Source organism: Streptomyces sp. NBC_00568 (assembly GCF_026341855.1).
GTDB lineage: Bacteria > Actinomycetota > Actinomycetes > Streptomycetales > Streptomycetaceae > Streptomyces.
This window is the reverse complement of the sequence record NZ_JAPENW010000001.1, coordinates 3,688,650-3,705,474: the sequence shown is the minus strand read 5'-3', so window position 1 is coordinate 3,705,474 and position 16,825 is coordinate 3,688,650. Positions and strand designations below refer to the sequence as shown.

The following is a 16,825-nucleotide window of genomic DNA, read 5'->3' as shown; positions in this document are numbered from 1 at the left end:
ATCAATCAAGAAGTTCCTTCCTCACGTTTCACAACGACAGGGTCACTCATCTGCCGCGCATCTGGAGGAGGGGGAGCGGCGTTAGCGGTATATGACAAAAGCAAGGTCCCAGGGCCTGCCTCAACGCAACGCGAGGACGGATGGCCTGTCTGCGGTCCGTGATCTGACAGTGGGGAAATACGCTTCCCCGCCTGGTGCGGCGTACTCGGCCCTTGCGGTACAGGACACCGTGATCGGGGACGGCGTGCGGATCGAACGTCAGATCACGGAGCCACTGCTTCGCGAGTTCATCGCGCTGCTGGAGGCGATCCGGGAGGAACTCGATTCGCGGTGGAACGGCCAGGAGGGCTCCGGCCGTCACGTGGACCGCGCCCGAGGGGCGCATTCCTATGAATCATGACTATGTAGATCCGCCCTTTGCGCGGCGCGAAGGGTATTCCGACGCATACTCCTACGGGTCGGGCACCGGCTGGAACGGCGGACCTGTCGACAGCGTGCACGAAGGGGTTCCCCTGACCCCACCCGACGCTGGCTGGGACCCGGTCGAGGAACTCGCCTATCTCATGCAGGAGGCCGTTCCGGCGGAGCAGACGGCCAGGGTGCCGCCGCCTCGCAGCGAGTCCTCGCCCGATGCCGACTTCACCGACCCGATGGAGAGTCTGGCGCACCTCACCGCTCAGCTGCCGCGCACCCGGCGCTCTTCTGCCGGGCACCGGAAGATGCGGGTCCGAAAGGTCCGGCTCAAGTGGTTGCAGATCGCCAGCTTCGTCATCGTCGCACTCGTTGCCGTCATCGTGGCGATGGTCAGCGTCTTCGGCGGCATGGTGGCCTACAAGCCTCTGCAGAGCATCACGTCCGGAACAGGAGGCGGAATGCTCCCGTTGTGGCCTCTTCTCGTGTACGGCCCCTGGATGGTGGCCTCTCTCTCCATCCTCCGGACTGCCCTGCATCAGCGCCGAGCCGTGCACTCATGGTTCGTCGTTCTGCTCTTCTCCTCCGTCGCGATGGTGCTGTGCGTAGCACAGGCGGACAGGACCTTCACCGGTATCACTGGGGCTTGCCTGCCTGCTCTCGCGTCCCTCACCTGCTTCCACCAACTCATCCGGCAGATCACCTTGACCCAGCCACCGCGGCAGCCCACGCGCCGCGGCCGTCGGCAGCAGCGGTAGCGGGCTGGAATCGAACTCCTCAAGCGGGTATCGCAGGTTCGGATCCTGCCGGGGGCACACAGACAGAAGGGCCGGCTCAGGAGGGATTTCCTCCCGGGCCGGCCCTTCGCGCGGGTCAGACGGCGGTGTAGGTGAAACCGAGGGTGATCTGCTTCGCGTCCGACATGGCGACGGTGCAGTTCTTCGGACCCGTGAGCCGGACCTCGTAAACGGCCTTGTCGCCCTTGCTGTCGGCACCCGCCTTCAACGTGGCGGTCGAGATGCGTGTCGGCGAGCGGATCGCCGATCTCCGCCAGGCGGAAGGAGCCCAGGTCTGATGCGCTCCGGCGTTCGCTTTGTACAGTGCAGGTAGAGGGGGCGACGTGAGCGGTGAGGGTTGGGACGACGACGCCGGGTATCAACGGGCCAGAGGCCGGGCGTGGTTCATGGTGGCCGTCGCCTCGTGCTGCTCGTTGGTGGCTTTCGTGTTCGTTGTCCTCGCCGTCCTCGGCGTGGGCGTGTTCGTGGCTCTCGTGGACGCGCTCACCAAATAGCCCGCCACGGACGGCAGCGCGGGGTCGAGGGACAGCGCCCGACTGGCGCGGTTGTACCGGGAGCGGGGGGACAGTGAGCCGGAGACGCTACGTCGCCAGAGGGGTGCCGGGTGGGTACCGGGTTTGGGACAACCGGGGGCGTCGATGGTGGGGCGATCTCTACGAGTTGTGTCCTGACGATCTCGTGGCCGAGCTCAACGGTCGGGCCGACCCCGCACGGATCACCGCGCTGATGAAGCGGTGCAGGGCGCTGAAGCGGTAGCCCCCGCCGCACGGCAGTGCCGGGACGCCTGGACACCTGGACGTCTGCAATCCGGAATGCCGCGACGTCTCGCGTCTCCCGGCTCGAGAAGCCGCAGCGCTCCCGCCGGCGGTCGGCGAGTCGCGATACGCGGGTGCAGGCTTGCGAACAGGCCTCAGGAGAGAAGGAGTTGGGGAAGCATGGATGAAGAGCGGCGGCGTCCTGACGGGGCGGACCTCGTGGTCGCCGGGTGTGGATGGCTGCTCATCGTGGGTTGCGTCGCCTCGCCGGGTCTCCTGCTGAACGACGGGCCGCTGACGGCGTACATGGCCGTCGTGGGCGGCGTGGCGGGGCTTCTGTGGGTGCGCAAGAGGTTGGCCGGAGAGCGCGACCGGCGCCTCCGGCCATGAGCGGCGAAGCCGGGGAGCCGGTTCCGGGGATCCACCCCGGCGAGCTTCGGCAGACCCCGCCTCAGCAGGCGTGCCCGGCAGACCCCGGCGCGGGAGGCGTGCCCGGCAGACCCCGGCGCGGGAGGCCTGCCCGGCAGACTCCGGCGCGGGAGGCCTGCCCGGCAGACTCCCGCAGGCCTGGCCTCAGGAAGCGTGCCCAGCAGACCCCAGCAGACCTGAGCCTCAGGACGTCTGCCCGGCAGACCCCGGCGCAGGAAGCGTGCCCGGCAGGCCTCGGCAGACCCCCGCCTCAGCAGGCCTACCGGGCAGGCCCGGGCCTCAGGAGGTCTGCCCGACAGACTCGGTGCCCCCCGTGCCCCCCGTGACCCCGCGACCCGCGACCCGCGACCCGCGACCCCGTAACCCGTGACCCCGCGACTCCGCGACTCCGCGACTCCGCGACTCCGGCGAGGGGCGGGTGGTTGTGAGCGCTGTCGTACAACCTTCGGCCGTTCAGGGGGAGTTCAGCTCGGATTGCCGTCCGCTCGGTGCGGGCACCTCCGGACGTCCGCGATCGGGGGACGCGCCGCGGCGGCGGAGCAGCGAGGGGGCCAGTGTCAGCGTCACGGCGACCGAGGCGGCGGCCATCACGGTCATCGCCGTTCCGGGCGAGGCGAGTTGGGCGATCCCGCCCGCCAGCGCCGCGCTCACGCCCTGCATCGTGAGCATGCCCGCCGTGTGGAGCCCGAGGGCGTGGCCGCTGAGTTCGTCGGGGATCAGGGCCACCAGGCGTTCCTGCTGGATCAGGCTCGACCCGAAGCCGATCGAGGCGACGGCGACGAGGACGGCGGCGACCGCCACACCCGGACGCAGGGCGAAGAAGAGGTACGGCGTCGCGAGGAGCAGCAGGAAGGGGACGCCCAGACGGGCGCGCACCCGGGGCGGCAGGAAGCGGCCGGTCGTCACGTCCCCGACGAACATGCCGAACGCCGCGAAGGCGAACAGCGCGCCGGCCCGGCTCGGCGCGTACGACACGTACAGCGATTCACAGCCGACGACCAGGCCGTTCGGCACCCAGAGCAGGAGATAGAGGGTGCGGCGTTCCGGTGAGGAGAAGAGGCGGGCGTTCGTGCGCCAGGTCCGGGCGATGGAGGGGCGGCCGGTGGCGCGGGGCGGGCGGGGTGTCAGGCCCAGCCGGGCGGTCAGGGCCGCCGCCAGGTACAGGCCGGCGGCGAGGAGGAGCGTGACCCGCGGGGACAGCAGGGCCATCAGGACGCCGCCCGTCGCGAACCCCACGACCTGGGCCACTCCGCTCATCATGTTGAAGACCGAACGTCCCAGCAGATAGCCCTCCTTTGCGAGGACCTCGTTGAGCAGGCCCCACTGGACCCCGCCGCCGCAGGACTGGATCAGGCCGAGGAGCAGGAGCAGGGCGAAGATCGTCCAAACCGGGAGACCGGGGATCGCCATGGCCGCCGTGCCGAGCCCGAAGAGGGCCGCGATACCCGCCACCGTCGCCCGCGGCGGCAGCCGGTCGGCGGCCGACAGCAGGGTGGTCGCGCCGACCACCTGGGCGAGCGAGGGGCCGAACATGCTGAGCGCGGTGAGCAGCGGTGACTGCGTCGCCCGGTAGACCAGGGTGGCGAGGGCCAGACCGCTCACCGTCGAGGCGGCGGTTCTGAAGCAGGAGGAGAGGAAGAGCGGGGTGAACTCCCGCGTGCGGAAGAGCTCGGAGTAGCTGCGCATGCGCGGAGTCTCCGGGGCCGGACGGGCGGTCGATAATGTTTCGCGCAGTGGCGAAACGTCCGGGGAGAAGGGTTCCCGGGAGGAACTGGGTCCCGCCCGGGAACCGGGTCCCGGCCAGAACCGGGTCCCGGCGCGCGAGAACCGAGTCCCGGCCAGAACCGAGTCCCGATGAAAACCAGGTCCCGGCAGAAGGGGCCCGAGGAGAAGGGGCCCGAGGAGAAGGGGGTGCGGGGATGGGCTGGTGGCAGGTGAACGCCGACACGCTCGCCGGGAGCCGTTTCGTGCTGTCGCCGCTGGCGGAGACGTTCGCCTGCCTGAAGATGCTGCACGCGGGGACCGCGACGCATCCCGGTGAGCGCGGCTGGCTGGGGGTCCATCTGCCCGCGTACCGGAAGCGGCTGGCCGCCGACCCGGTCACCGCGCTGCTCGTCCGCTGCGGGCTCGGGCAGGCGTGGATCGCCGACTTCCTGACCCCGACTCCCTACGGCGACGAGACCTTCGAGGCGGAGGTCGCCCGGGTGCGGGAGGCCTCGCCCCAAGAGGCCCGCGCCCATCTCGCCCGCTCGGTCGGCGGTCCGCTGCCCGCCGGTCTCGCGGACCGCGACGATCTGCCCGGGCGGGCCGCCGCGCTGCTCACCGCCCTCTGGGAGGAGTCCGTACGCCCCGACTGGGAACGACGGCGGCGCGTCCTGGAGGCCGATGTGGTGGCGCGGACCGCGCAGTTGAGCCAGGGCGGTTGGGCGGCGGCGCTGGACGGACTGCGGCCGGGAACGCGCTGGCTCGGCGGCAACCGGCTCCAGGTCAACCTCCACGAGTACCCGCCACGCGAGATCTCCGGCGCCCAGCTGGTCTTCGTGCCCGTCACGCCGAAGGCGGGCTGGGTGTCCTGGGAGGAGTCCCGCCGCTACGCCGTGGTCTACCCGTGCACGGGGGCGCTGGCCGATGTACGGGCGGAGGCGGTGCCGGAGAGTCTCGGGGCGCTCCTCGGAACCGCCCGCGCCGGGGTGCTCGTCCTCCTCGACTCCCCCCTGTCCACCAGTCAGCTGGTCGCCGTGACCGGGCAGGGGCTGGGGTCGGTCGGGCGGCATCTGCGGGTGCTGCTGGACGCGCGGCTGGTGGAGCGGCGGCGGGCGGGGCGGTCGGTGCTGTACTCGCGGACGGCCGCCGGTGAGGTGCTTGTCACAGCGCAGCGCGACGGTCGGACCGGCGGGACCGGCGGACCCGTCACCTACCGGAGTTAGCATCCGCTTATGACTACTGACAACTCTGTGCTCGACGTGGAGATCGGGGCCCTCCAGGGGGGCTCCGCCGATCTGTCCCAGTTCGCGGGCAAGGCCGTCCTCATCGTGAACGTGGCCTCCAAGTGCGGTCTGACCCCGCAGTACGCCGGTCTGGAGCAGCTGCACGCGCGCTACGCCGACCAGGGCTTCACCGTCCTCGGGGTGCCCTGCAACCAGTTCCTCGGACAGGAGCCCGGCAGCTCCGAGGAGATCGCCGAGTTCTGCTCCGCGACCTACGGCGTGACCTTCCCGATGACCGAGAAGGTCGAGGTGAACGGCGACGGGCGGCACGGACTGTACGAGCGTCTGGTGGGCACCGCCGATGCCGAGGGGCACACCGGTGACATCCGCTGGAACTTCGAGAAGTTCCTGATCGGCCGTGACGGCACGGTCGTCGGCCGCTTCTCCCCGCAGACCGAGCCGGAGTCGGCGGAGCTCGTCTCCGCCGTCGAGAAGGCGATCGGCTGAGCCCTGCCGTTGACCTTGCCCCTGGGGCAAGGGAAAGCGTCCTAGTCACCGGGCGGAAGGCGCCCGGTGACGGAGGATGACAGGGTGGACAAGGATCTGCTCACCATCGGCGCGTTCGCCTCACGGGCGCGGCTCTCGGCGAAGGCGCTGCGGCTGTACGACCGGCTGGGGCTGCTGCCCCCGGCGTATGTCGACGCGGACAGCGGCTACCGCTACTACCGCGCCGAGCAGACCGAACGGGCCCGGCTCGTCGCGCTGCTGCGCCAGCTGGACATGCCGCTGGCGCGGATCGCGGACGTGGTGGAGGCGCGCGGTGCCGACGCGGCCGCGCTGCTCGCCACGTACTGGGACGGCGCCGAGGCGCGGTTCGCCTCGCAGCGGGCGCTCGCCGACTACCTCCGTGGACGTCTTTCCGGGAGGAGTTCCGAGATGTACGAGAAGTTCGTCGTCGAGACCGCCGAGGTGCCCGAGCAGGTCGTACTGACCGAGAAGCGGCACGTCCTGGCGCCCGAGCTGCCGGTGTGGATCCCCGGCTCGCTGGGACGGCTGGAGGAGGGTGCCCGGGAGGCCGGGGGTGTCACGGGGCCGCCCTTCGTCGTGTACTACGCCGAGGTCAGCGTGGAGAGCGACGGTCCCGCGGAGGCGTGCGTGCCGGTCGCCGACGAGGCCGCGGCGCGGGCCTGGGCACAGGGGCGGGGACGGGCCACCGGGGTGGAGGTCCGGGTCCAGCCGGCCCAGCGCATCGCCTATGTCCGCATCAGCAAGGCGCAGGTCGCCCACCCGCAGATCCTCGCCGCCTTCGAGGCGGTCGAGAGCTGGATCACCGAGCGGGGACTGTCCTCCGACGGCCCGTGCCGGGAGATCTACTTCGCCGACTGGGACGCGGCGGGGCCCGACGACGCCGTGTGCGACGTGGCGTTCCCGGTGAGGTGAGGCGACCTGAGGTGAAGTGGGGCGACGCGAAGTGAGGTGACGGCGTGGCGCGGCCGACGTGCCGCGCCGCGCCCACCTTCGTGTGGTGCAGCGCCCACCTTCGTGTGACATTGCGGGCGTCGCACCCGGTAGCCGTGTACGAGTGGGAGTTTCGGTGGTCTCGTCCCCTCTCGGGAGTTCGCTGTGCTTTCTGTCGCTTCCTCGCTCGACATTCCCGCCCAGGCGCCGGGAGGCGGGGCATCCACGGAAGTCGAGGAGCGCCGGCTCTCGTGGGAGGGGTACGCGTACACCGCCCGGGTCGCACGGCACCGCGCCCCCGTCACGGAGCCGCTGCTCGTGCTGGGCGGTTCGGACCAGACGCGGTACTCCTGGGTGCGGCACGAGCGGTGGCTCGGGGAGCTCGGGACCGTCGTCACGGTGGATCTGCCCGGGTTCGGGGACGCCGACTTCCTGCCCGCCGAGCACGGGATCGACTTCCTCGCCGAGTGCGCGGGACACCTGCTGCGCGAGCTCGGGCTCGGCCCGGTGAACCTGTACGCGGGGTGTTACGGCGGGGCGGTCGGGCTCCGGCTGGCCCAGCGGTATCCGGAGCTGCTGCGCCGGGTCGCCGTACAGGGGATGTCGGACCACATTCCGGACTGGTTCGCCGAGGCGCTCGTCGGATGGGTGCGGCTTCTGGAGGAGGGGCGCGTCGAGGAGACCGCCGAGGAGTTCGTACGGTGCTTCGTGCCGCCGCCCGGCGACCGCACCGTACGCAAGCATGCCGCGCTGACCCGGCTGATGTACCGGCAGTTCGCGGCGCAGACCCCGCGCGACGTCGCCGTGACGGTCGAGCGGAACCGGCGTCTGCTGGCCCACGAGTGGTACCGGCGCGCGCCCGTCCCCGCCGTGCCGTATCTCGCGTTCACCGGCGAGCACGACACGCTCACCACGCCCGGCATGGTCCGCTCGGTGGCGGCGGACCTGCCGGGCTCGCGTTTCACCACGATCGCGGAGTGCGGGCATCTGGCCCATCTCCAGCGGCCTCAGGACTTCTGCGATCTGCTCGTCCGGTTCTTCCGCGACCAGCGTCCGGAGGACGCGGGCCTGCCCTACTGCGGGCCCTTCGAGCAGTTCTAGTTCCTGTCACACCACACGGCCCGGGTGCCTGTCACACCCCACGGCCCGGGTGCCTGTCGCGTCACACGGGCCCGGTGCCTGCCGCGTCACACGGGACCGGTGCCTGTCGCGTCACACGGGACCGGTGCCCGTCACCTCACGCGGGACCGGTGCCCGTACGGCACCGGTGGCCGGGACTCAGCGCAGCTCCTCCGGGCACGGGGTGCCCCGGGGGAGCTGGTACGGCGCCGCGAGCCGGTAGGTGCCCGGCTTCGGGGCCAGCAGCTCCGTCCACTCGTCGCCCGCCGCGGTCTCCTCCGTCGGCATCAGACAGCCGTTGAGGTTGTCGTACGCCTTCGAGGCGCCGTCCCCGCTGTCCTTCGACGCCCTCGTCTCCTGCGGCGGCTTCAGGCTCTTGCCGTCCTCGTCGACGATGCTCAGCCACGGCGAGTACGGGATGCGGATGAGGATGCGGCCCGCCTTCTTCACCTCGATGGTCAGCTCGCCCTGCTCGGCGCGGTCGACGACGGCGTTCGGCTCGGCGAGCGGAGTGGGATCGGTGACGGTGAAGAGCTGCCAGTTGGCGTCGGCCCAGACCTGCCGGAGATAAGGCATGCCCCGCTGGACGAGCTCCCGTTCGCGCAGGCCGCCGTCGCCGTCCGGTTCGCCCTTGGGCAGCACTACGTAGTGGATGGCCCAGCGCTGCAGCCACTCGTGGTAGTTCGCGGAGTTGAGCGTGTCGTCGTAGAAGAGCGGGTTGCGCTCCATGTCGGCCTGGCGGTTCCAGCCGCGGGCGAGGTTCACGTAGGGGGCGAGGGCGGACGCCTCGCGGTGCGAGCGGGCCGGGATCACCTCGACGCGGCCCTTCTCGGCGTGCACCACCTGGAGCTGGTTGACGAGCGGCGCCAACTCGCGCCCGAAGGACGCCGCCGGGGTCGTGTGCACGATGTCGTCGATCGACTTGAAGCCGATCCACCCGTTGAAGACGAGGACGGCGAGGACGATGGCGTACCACTTGCGCGACTTCCGCACGGTGAAGGGCAGCGCGGCGATCAGGACGACGCCCGCGAAGAGCATCGCGAGGCGGGTGATGTTCGAACCGATCTGGGAGCTGATCAGCCAGACGAGGAGTACTCCGAGGCCGTAGACCGCCGCCGTGGTCCGTACCGTCAGCCACTCCTTGGGAACCAGGAGGTAGACCAGCACGGCGTACGCGAACGGCAGGATGACCGAGTAGAACTCCATCGGCTGGGTGCCGGAGAACGGGAAGAGCCAGGCCGAGACCGCGACCACGAGCGCCGGGGCGATGCCGAGGGCGTAGGCGCCGGGGCGGCGCTTCTGGAGGAACAGGGTCACCGCCACCAGACCCACGAACAGTCCGGCGACCGGTGAGGCGGCCGTCGCGAGCGCGGCCAGCGGCGCCGCGCACAGGGCTTTCGCCCAGCGCTTGTAGCGCCAGCGGTAGGGCCAGCAGAACACGACGGCGACCGCGGCGAGCGCGAACATCGTGCCGAGGCCGTACGTCACCCGGCCCGAGATGGCGTTGCAGAGCAGCGCGAAGACACCCGCGAGCGCCGGAGCGGCCGGGTTCCGGACCGCCCGGCTGCGGATCAGGATCATGGTCAGCAGGCCGGCCGAGAGCGTCCCGGCGATCATCATCGTCGTCCGGACGCCGAGCACCGACATCAGATACGGCGAGACCATGCTGTACGAAACCGGGTGCATTCCGCCGTACCAGGCGAGGTTGTACGCCGAGTCCGGGTGCCGGCCGACGAACTCCGCCCACGCGTCCTGCGCCGCCAGGTCCCCACCACTGTTCGCGAACGTGAAGAACCACACCACGTGGAGCACGCCGGCGAGGACGGTGGAGAGAAGGACGGGATGGCGGCGGAAGAGGTTCGACAGCGCGGCGCCGGCCGACGCGGGAGGTCCGGTCCCGTCGGGGTCCTCGGTGTCACCGGGGCCTTCGGTGCCGCCTTCGCCTTCGCCGCGGACCGCCTCGTGGGTACGGCCGTTCAGCGGTATTCGCGGGCCCGTTCCGTTGCCCGGATCGGCGTCGTCGGCGTGGGTCTTCTCCGCTGTCGCCACTGCAAGGTTCTCCCCGTGTCCCGTTGTCCGTTCTGGGCCGGGACCCGCGGCTCGCGAGCAGCCCCGATTGTCGCGACGCTAGCACGCACTCCCCCGGACAGCGCCCGGGTGGGGCGCCGTCCGACAGAGTGCGTGCGGGTGCTGCTCCCCGGTGTACGTCACCGATGCGTGCGCGCGTACGTCATCGGTGTCCGGGTCCGCTCAGCCGACGCGGGTCAGCTTCGCGCCGAGGCCGGGCTCGGCGAGGTCCGACTGGAGCGCGACGGGGATCTTCACGGCCTGGCTGGAGCCGTCACCGACCGTCAGCTGACCGACGACGGTGCCCGCCTTGCCGGAGTGCGGGACCGCCGACGTGCCCTCGCCGATCGACAGCCGGGTCTTCAGACCGGGCCAGCCGACCGCCGACATGTTCTTGGTGGCGACGACCGGGGTCCGGCCGCCGAGCTGGTCGTCCACATAGCCGACGACCTGGCCCTTCTTCACCACGGTGGCGGTGATCAGGCTCTTCTGGACCTTGTCGATCAGCTTCTGGCTGTTGCCGAGCGCCAGCTGGAGGCTGTCCCAGACCTTGCCGGTGCCGGCGTTCTGGTTCATCACCGCGCCGTAGATCGTCTGCGTCTTCCCGTTCACGACCTTGGTCGCGGCCCACACCAGGTTGCCGCCCGCGGGCGTCGACGAACCGGTCTTCAGGCCGATCACGCCGACCTGCTTCACCAGCAGGTCGTTGTTGTTGTAGATCGTGTTGTCCAGCCCCGGGACATCCGCCTTGGCCATCCCGACGATGCTGCGGAACACGTCGTTCTTCATGACCTCCTTGGCCAGCTTGATCTGGTCGGTGGCCGTGCTGACCGTCGTCTTCTGCAGACCGCTCGGGTCCGTGTACGTCGTGTTCGTCATGCCGAGGTCCTTGGCGGCGGCGTTCATCTTGGCGACGAAGCCCTTGCTGTCGGAGTCCCAGCGGGCCAGCAGCCGCGCCGCGTTGTTGCCGGAGGGGATCATCAGCATCTGGAGCATCTGGCGCTCGGTGAACTGCTGGCCCTTCGACATCGCCGCCGTCGACTCGTCCGGCAGCTTCGACTCGTCCTCGGCCTGCTGGTCGACGGTGATCTTCTCGCCGTCCTCGTTCCCCTTGAGCGGGTGCTCCTGGAGGATCACGTACGCCGTCATGATCTTGGCGACGCTCGCGACGGGGGCGGGGGTCTGCTTGCCGTCGGTCCCGAGGCTTCCCACGCCCTCGACCTCGATCGCGGACTGGCCCTGACCGGGCCAGGGCAGGTCGAGGGTGCCGCCGTCGAAGGTGTACGTCTCGCCGGCGGTCAGCGTGAGACCCGGGGCCGGCAACGGACGGAAGGCCTGTGCGACTGCGAAGATCACCACGAGCAGCAGGACCAGCGGGGTCCAGATCTTGACCCGCCGCACGAACGTCCGGACCGGGGTCTGCGGCGGCGGCGGCGTGTTCGTCAGCTCGGCCAGCAGGTCGAGCGGGGGCTTCGGCGGAAGCGGCTGCTGGGTGGTGCGCTCGGGACCGACCTGCGGCATGGCCGTGGTGGCCGCCGCCGGCCGGTCGGTGCTCCCCGGAGCGGGTGCGGGCTTCGGCCGCGGCGGGGCGGCGGGCTCGTCGGGCCGCTTGAGGGGGACGAACCTGCTGGTGCGCTCGGGGTCGCCGCCGGGCTTGGCCCCCCGCTCGTCGCCGGGCTTGGCGCCCCGCTCGTCGGCGGGCCGCTCGTCGGCGGGCCGCTCGTCGGCGGGCCGCTCGTCGGCCTTGGAGGCGGCCTTCTCGTCGGCCTTGGCGGGCCTGTCGGCGGGCTTGCCGGCCGGCCCGGTGGCGGGCTTCCCGTCGGCCGGCCCGCGGGTTGCGCCGCCCAGCTTGAGCATGGTGGTGGGCTGGTCCACGGCCGGAGGCCGCGGAGCCTTGAAGATGGCGGTGGGCTGATCGACGGGGGGCTCGGGGGCGGAGTCCGCGCCCGTGTCCGAGGTCTCGCCCGTCTCGCCCGTCTCGTCGGGCTTCGTGTCCGAGGTCTCGTCGGCGGAGCCGGAGTCGCTGCCGGGACGGCCCTTGGAGGCGTCCGTGGGCCGGTCGCCGGCCGCGGGCTCGGGCGCGGGAGCGGTTGCCCGCGCGGAGGCGGCCGCGGGCCGGTCCTCGGGCTCGTCGTCCCGAGCCGCCTGGGGCTTGTCCTGAGGCTCGTCCTGGGGTTCGGTCTGCGGTTCGGGCCGGATCTCGTCCGCGGCCGCGGCGGCGGCCTCGTCCGCGGCCTCTGCGGCGGCTCGGGACGCGAGAGCGGCGTCCAGCGCGGACGTCGGGCCGGACTCGTCCTCGGACTCGTCCTGCGAGGGAGTCTCGCCGGAGGCGGCTTCCGGCTCCTGGTCGGCCTCGCGCTCCTCGTCGGTCTCGAGGTCGGCGGCGGATGCGGCGGCGGTCTGCGCGTCCCGCTCGGACGCCGCGTCAGCGTCGGCGGTGTCGGTCGCGTCGTCGGCCCCTCCGGGCTCCTGCCCGGCGTCGTCGGCACCGTCGCCGGTGGCGTCGGCCGTCGGGTCGGCACCGTCCGTGTCGGTGCCGTCCGTCGCGGCGCCGTCCGTGTCGGCCGTGGCGCCGTCACCGTCCCCGGGTCCGGCGTCCGCGCCCGCCGGAGCGGGCTCGCCCGATCCGGCGACCCACGCGGCCACCGCCGCGCGCAGCCGGGTGTCGCCCTCGGCGGTCTTGCCCCCGGCGGCGTCGGTCACGGCCTCGGACTCCGAGGTCCGCTCGGACTCGGCCGTGCGGGAGGCGTCCGCCGACAGCGCCTTCGTGGAGAACACCGCCGTCGCCTGATCCACCCGTACCGTGGCGGCCCGTTCACGGGCCATCGCCATCCGGGGGTCGGCCGGAGCCGAGCTCTGGGTCGACGTCGACACCGGCGCGCCCGACCGCGCCGGACTCGGAACCGGCGCCGGTGTCACCGGCGTCGCTTCTGCCGACGACGCCGACGACTCGTGCTGCTTCGACCTGTCGGGGGACTCGCCCGCCACCGATGCCTCCTCCATGCGACGCACGCGCTCCGCGCGCCGAACCGAACCGTCAAACCCTTGAACCGCCGCCCGGACACCGCTGTCCGAACCATGTACCAGTGTCCTGTCTGAGGGCCTGACCCCTGCGGTAGACGAGAACGACATACCTGCCGGTTCCCTCATATTCCGGTCAGGCGCTCTCGACAGACCAATGTGAGAGGGGTCACCCTGTCATTCATCCACGCGGGGAGGCATGGATGGGCAAGAGCCGCAGAACAATTCCGGAGGAGCTTCTGCTGCTGGCGTTGGACCCGGCCACGGGTACCACCGCGCAGCCGCAGTCGCTCGACCTCGGTCTGGCCGGAGCACAGCTAGTGGAGCTGGCGCTGGCCGGACGGATAGCCCCAGACGGGGATCGTATCGCCGTGGTGGTGCCACGGCCGACCGGAGATCCAACACTGGACTGTGCGTTGGAACTGCTTCGCCGACGCGGAGCACCCGTACGCGCGGTCAACTGGATTGGCGGACCCCGACTGGGGCTGCGCCAGACCTACCTTTCGCATCTGGAGAGGTGCGGCATGGTCCATGCCGTGGCCGGCCAGATGTGCGGGGTGCTTCCGACGACTCGCTACCAAGCGACGGACACGGATATCAGCCGGGAGATCAGAACCCGGCTGGACAACGCGATCCGCACCGGCGTCCCGCCGGACCCGCGGACCGCGGCGCTCGCCGCGCTGGCCCATGCGGTCGGTCTCGGCAAGCACCTGTATCCGGGGAACGAGGGACGGTCGTCCCGATCCCGGCTGCGGGATCTGATCAGGCACGACCCCATGGGCGGCCTCGTGGCGCACGCCGTGATGGACGTTCAGAACGGTGTGGCCGCACAGCCACGCCGCAGCCCGGCACCGGCAGGCCGTCCGGCCACCGCCGGAGTCAGGTCCGCACCGGAGACCGCCCGCGGTGTTCCGATGCAACCGCGTCATGGTTCGATGGCGCGCGCCGTGGCGCACTGAGCCGCAGCCCCACCGCGGCCCGCACCACCGCAATGCCGGCAGTACCCGCAGCACCCACAGCACCCGCACCGCCAGCACCGCCGTAAGACATGAGTGCCGCACCGCAGTCCCCATGATCCGGTTCGGGAGCCGCTGGCTCGCGCGGGGTGGTGGGACCGTACGTCCGGACGACGACACGGTTCCGCCGCCCCGCGCGGCCGCATCCGAGGACGGCCGCGTCCGGGGAGAGCACTTCTCCGAGGGGCCGTGTCCGCCTCTGCGGGACCTCATCGACGGATCTCCCAAAGGGAGTTCGCGGGCCCGCGGAGACCGCGCAGGTCCGCGTATACACGCCGAATCCGCGAATGTGCGCCCACCCAGCGCATATACGCCGTTTCCCAGCGGTAGAAAGCACCTTGGTGGCAATCTGCTCAACAGCAGATACGCAAAGTACAGGCCCGCAGCCGGAGGTGCACGTCCCGTGGCGTCAAGTGTCAATCCCACCGTCCGGCGGCGCCGGCTGGGCCAGGAGCTGCGCCGGCTCCGCGAGCTCAAGGGCATGACGGCCGAAGAGGTCGCCGAGCGACTGCTGGTCTCGCAGTCGAAGATCAGCCGCCTGGAGAACGGCAGGCGCAGCATCAGCCAGCGCGATGTCCGCGATCTGTGCGGGGTCTACGAGGTCGAGGACCACCGGATCGTCGACTCGCTGATGCAGATGGCCAAGGACTCGCGCCAGCAGGGCTGGTGGCACTCCTTCGGCGACATCCCGTACAGCGTCTACATCGGCCTGGAGACGGACGCCGCGAGCCTGCGCGTGTACGACCCGCAGGTCGTCCCGGGGCTGCTGCAGACCCGCCCGTACGCCGAGGCGCTGATCGCTGGGGCGCTGCCGGAGACCGCGGCCGCCGACATCGACAAGCGCGTCCAGGTGCGGCTGAAGCGGCAGGAACGAATCTCCGCCCCGGACAACCCGCTGCGGCTGTGGACCGTCCTCGACGAGGCCGCGCTGCGCCGTGCCGTCGGCAACCGCTCGCTCATGCGTGAGCAGCTGGAGTACCTCGCCGAGCAGTCCCAACTGCCGCACGTCACGGTGCAGGTGATCCCCTTCGACATGGGCGCGCACCCGGGCCTGAACGGCCAGTACGCGATCCTGGAGTTCCCCGACGCGGCCGACTCCAGCGTCGTCTACATCGAGGGCGTGACCAGCGACCTGTACCTGGAGAAGGCGAACGACGTCCAGAAGTACAGCGTGATGTACGAGCACCTGAGGGCGCAGGCCCTGAACGTGGAGCAGTCGCGTCAGTTCATCGCCGACCTCGCGAAGGACTACGCGCGCTGAGGGGCCCGGGGGCGGCCTCGCGAGGGCGCCCCCGCCGATGAGGTGCCGGACAATACACCTTGGTCACCTCAGCGCGGAAGACCCCACTGGAATATGCCATCCAGTCGAGTGAATAGTCGCTTCGCCAGCCGATGTTGGCGAGTAGCGTCGATCACGCCACCAAGCAACAACGTTGGCGCAAACCGAACCGCGGGTCACCTGACGGGTCCGCGGCCCGGTGACAGCGCCGCGATGGCGTCGATGGCGGCAACTCATCGAAGAACGACTGCTTTCTGGAGCGATCATGGCAATTCAGCAGGGCGCCACCGACACGTGGACCAAGTCTTCCTACTCCACCGGCAACGGCGCCTGCGTCGAGGTCAAGTCCCCCGTGCACTCGGCGATGGCCGTACGGGACTCCAAGGTCCCCGCCGGACCCACGCTGGCCTTTCCCGCGGACGCGTGGAACACCTTCGTGGCCGAGGTGAGCCGAGGGTCTTCCGACCTCGTCTGATCCGTCCGACGCCACATGGCCGTACAACTCCATACGTTCCACCGAAAGAGCCCTCTCGACCGGCCCGCCGTCCTGGCCGAGGGGGCTCGGCCCTTTCTTCGGGGGCTCGGTTCGCCTCCGGGGCGCAGGAGCCGGTGCCGAGAAGCCGACGCGCCCCTTCGGCTCACTCGCCACAGGGCACCCTTCTTCAGCGCAGCCGGTCCACGTACGTGTCCGTTCCCGGCACCGTGGGGACGAAGGGGGCCACCAACTCCACCCGCCCGAGCCCCGATTCGGCCACGGCCTCGTCCAGGCCCGTGAAGGACGCCTCCCAGCACTCCCGCGGGTCCGTCTCCAGGAACCACAGCAGGGTCAGCCGGGTATCCACGCCCTCGACCTGCTTGACGTAGGTCATCCGGTCTCCGGGGAGCGGGGTCGGCCGGAACAGGGTGACCAGGGCGGCGGGCGAGCCGGCCAGCCGCCCGGGGAGATGGCGGGAGCGCAGCCACTCCAGCAGTTCGGCCCGCCGGTCGGCCGATTCGGCGTCGACGACCTCGACCACGAGCCCCGCGTAGGGGTGGTCGAGGGCGTGGAAGTCCCGGGGGCCGGCGGCGCCGTCGCGGTAGACGGTGGCCTCGTGGTCCTGGAAGGCCGTGAAGACGTGCGTACGGTCCTGGTAGACGCGGCCGTCGCGGTTCAGCCGCCTGTTGATGCCGACGGTCCACTTCATGTGGTCGTCGTAGCGGCCGTCGGTGACCCAGTAGGTGGAGATGTAGCAGCCCGCGGTGACCGGCTGGGCGACCGCCGACTTCTCGGGGTAGCGCAGCAGTTGGAGGTCGCGGGTGGCCACCCAGCGGCGTCCGGCGTACATCCAGGGCATGGCCATGGCGCCGGCGTAGTAGTGGTCGTCCTCGTACCAGCGGTTGTAGGCGTACTCGTGGCCCGGGTGCGGTTCGACCATGGTGATCAGGGCGTGGCCCGGGTGGACGCCGTACGGGCCGAGGGCGGCCAGCTCCGCGTAGGTCTCGCTGCGGGTCTCCTCAGACATGGACGGTCTCCTTCCTCGGTGGAACGTGCGCGGGACTTCCTTCC

At 71.0% G+C, this 16,825-nt stretch carries 17 protein-coding genes; 12 read left to right on the top strand and 5 right to left on the bottom strand.

The features are described 5' to 3' along the window. Positions 1–229: 229 nt before the first annotated feature. Together OOK38_RS16215 and OOK38_RS16210 are read left to right on the top strand one after the other, a co-directional pair. Positions 230–400 carry a hypothetical protein gene (locus tag OOK38_RS16215; protein ID WP_266848548.1) on the top strand — a complete coding sequence of 57 codons (171 nt, stop codon included), beginning with the start codon at positions 230–232 and terminating at the stop codon, positions 398–400. 94 nt (positions 401–494) lie between these two features. Beyond that, positions 495–1,169: a DUF2637 domain-containing protein gene (locus OOK38_RS16210; RefSeq protein WP_266759758.1), complete on the top strand. Its 675-nt coding sequence runs from the start codon at positions 495–497 to the stop codon at positions 1,167–1,169. Between the two features lie 115 nt (positions 1,170–1,284). Here OOK38_RS16210 and OOK38_RS16205 read toward each other — a convergent pair whose 3' ends face one another. Continuing rightward, on the bottom strand, positions 1,285–1,416 hold the full coding sequence (locus tag OOK38_RS16205) for a hypothetical protein (RefSeq protein WP_266759760.1): 132 nt from the start codon (positions 1,414–1,416) through the stop codon (positions 1,285–1,287). Between the two features lie 115 nt (positions 1,417–1,531). Here OOK38_RS16205 and OOK38_RS16200 point away from each other — a divergent pair, with 115 nt between their 5' ends. From OOK38_RS16200 to OOK38_RS16190, 3 genes are all read left to right on the top strand, one after another. Further along, positions 1,532–1,702 carry a hypothetical protein gene (locus OOK38_RS16200; RefSeq protein WP_266759762.1) on the top strand — a complete coding sequence of 57 codons (171 nt, stop codon included), beginning with the start codon at positions 1,532–1,534 and terminating at the stop codon, positions 1,700–1,702. Between the two features lie 73 nt (positions 1,703–1,775). Then, positions 1,776–1,964: a hypothetical protein gene (locus OOK38_RS16195; protein ID WP_266759764.1), complete on the top strand. Its 189-nt coding sequence runs from the start codon at positions 1,776–1,778 to the stop codon at positions 1,962–1,964. Positions 1,965–2,143: 179 nt separating this feature from the next. Further along, complete coding sequence (locus OOK38_RS16190) at positions 2,144–2,353, top strand: hypothetical protein (protein ID WP_266759766.1); 210 nt, start codon at positions 2,144–2,146, stop codon at positions 2,351–2,353. Between the two features lie 492 nt (positions 2,354–2,845). Here OOK38_RS16190 and OOK38_RS16185 read toward each other — a convergent pair whose 3' ends face one another. After that, complete coding sequence (locus OOK38_RS16185) at positions 2,846–4,078, bottom strand: MFS transporter (protein WP_266759767.1); 1,233 nt, start codon at positions 4,076–4,078, stop codon at positions 2,846–2,848. A 233-nt stretch (positions 4,079–4,311) separates the two neighbouring features. Between OOK38_RS16185 and OOK38_RS16180 the strand changes: the two genes are divergently transcribed. The 4 genes from OOK38_RS16180 to OOK38_RS16165 all read left to right on the top strand — a co-directional run bounded on the left by OOK38_RS16180 (position 4,312) and on the right by OOK38_RS16165 (position 7,878). Then, positions 4,312–5,319, top strand: a complete 1,008-nt coding sequence (locus OOK38_RS16180; protein ID WP_266759769.1) for a helix-turn-helix transcriptional regulator — start codon at positions 4,312–4,314, stop codon at positions 5,317–5,319. 9 nt (positions 5,320–5,328) lie between these two features. Continuing rightward, positions 5,329–5,826, top strand: coding sequence for a glutathione peroxidase (locus OOK38_RS16175; protein ID WP_266759771.1), 498 nt, complete (start codon positions 5,329–5,331; stop codon positions 5,824–5,826). A gap of 66 nt (positions 5,827–5,892) precedes the next feature. Next, positions 5,893–6,759: a MerR family transcriptional regulator gene (locus tag OOK38_RS16170; protein ID WP_266759773.1), complete on the top strand. Its 867-nt coding sequence runs from the start codon at positions 5,893–5,895 to the stop codon at positions 6,757–6,759. 183 nt (positions 6,760–6,942) lie between these two features. Continuing rightward, the gene (locus OOK38_RS16165) at positions 6,943–7,878 is read left to right on the top strand and encodes an alpha/beta fold hydrolase (protein WP_266759774.1); all 936 of its coding nucleotides are present in this window, start codon (positions 6,943–6,945) and stop codon (positions 7,876–7,878) included. A 177-nt stretch (positions 7,879–8,055) separates the two neighbouring features. Here OOK38_RS16165 and OOK38_RS16160 read toward each other — a convergent pair whose 3' ends face one another. Both OOK38_RS16160 and OOK38_RS16155 read right to left on the bottom strand, forming a co-directional pair. After that, a complete protein-coding gene (locus tag OOK38_RS16160) occupies positions 8,056–9,945 on the bottom strand; it encodes an MFS transporter (RefSeq protein ID WP_266759776.1) in 1,890 nt (629 codons plus the stop codon). A gap of 201 nt (positions 9,946–10,146) precedes the next feature. Further along, positions 10,147–12,966 carry a serine hydrolase gene (locus OOK38_RS16155; protein WP_266759777.1) on the bottom strand — a complete coding sequence of 940 codons (2,820 nt, stop codon included), beginning with the start codon at positions 12,964–12,966 and terminating at the stop codon, positions 10,147–10,149. A gap of 221 nt (positions 12,967–13,187) precedes the next feature. Between OOK38_RS16155 and OOK38_RS16150 the strand changes: the two genes are divergently transcribed. The 3 genes from OOK38_RS16150 to OOK38_RS16140 all read left to right on the top strand — a co-directional run bounded on the left by OOK38_RS16150 (position 13,188) and on the right by OOK38_RS16140 (position 15,754). Continuing rightward, entirely contained in the window at positions 13,188–13,943 is a 756-nt protein-coding gene (locus OOK38_RS16150) for a GPP34 family phosphoprotein (RefSeq protein WP_266759779.1), read from the top strand. Between the two features lie 460 nt (positions 13,944–14,403). Further along, on the top strand, positions 14,404–15,261 hold the full coding sequence (locus OOK38_RS16145; RefSeq protein ID WP_266759781.1) for a helix-turn-helix transcriptional regulator: 858 nt from the start codon (positions 14,404–14,406) through the stop codon (positions 15,259–15,261). Between the two features lie 283 nt (positions 15,262–15,544). Beyond that, positions 15,545–15,754: a DUF397 domain-containing protein gene (locus OOK38_RS16140; protein WP_266759783.1), complete on the top strand. Its 210-nt coding sequence runs from the start codon at positions 15,545–15,547 to the stop codon at positions 15,752–15,754. A 187-nt stretch (positions 15,755–15,941) separates the two neighbouring features. Here the strand turns inward: OOK38_RS16140 and OOK38_RS16135 are convergent, their stop codons facing one another. Beyond that, on the bottom strand, positions 15,942–16,781 hold the full coding sequence (locus OOK38_RS16135) for a hypothetical protein (protein WP_266759785.1): 840 nt from the start codon (positions 16,779–16,781) through the stop codon (positions 15,942–15,944). Positions 16,782–16,825: the final 44 nt, after the last annotated feature.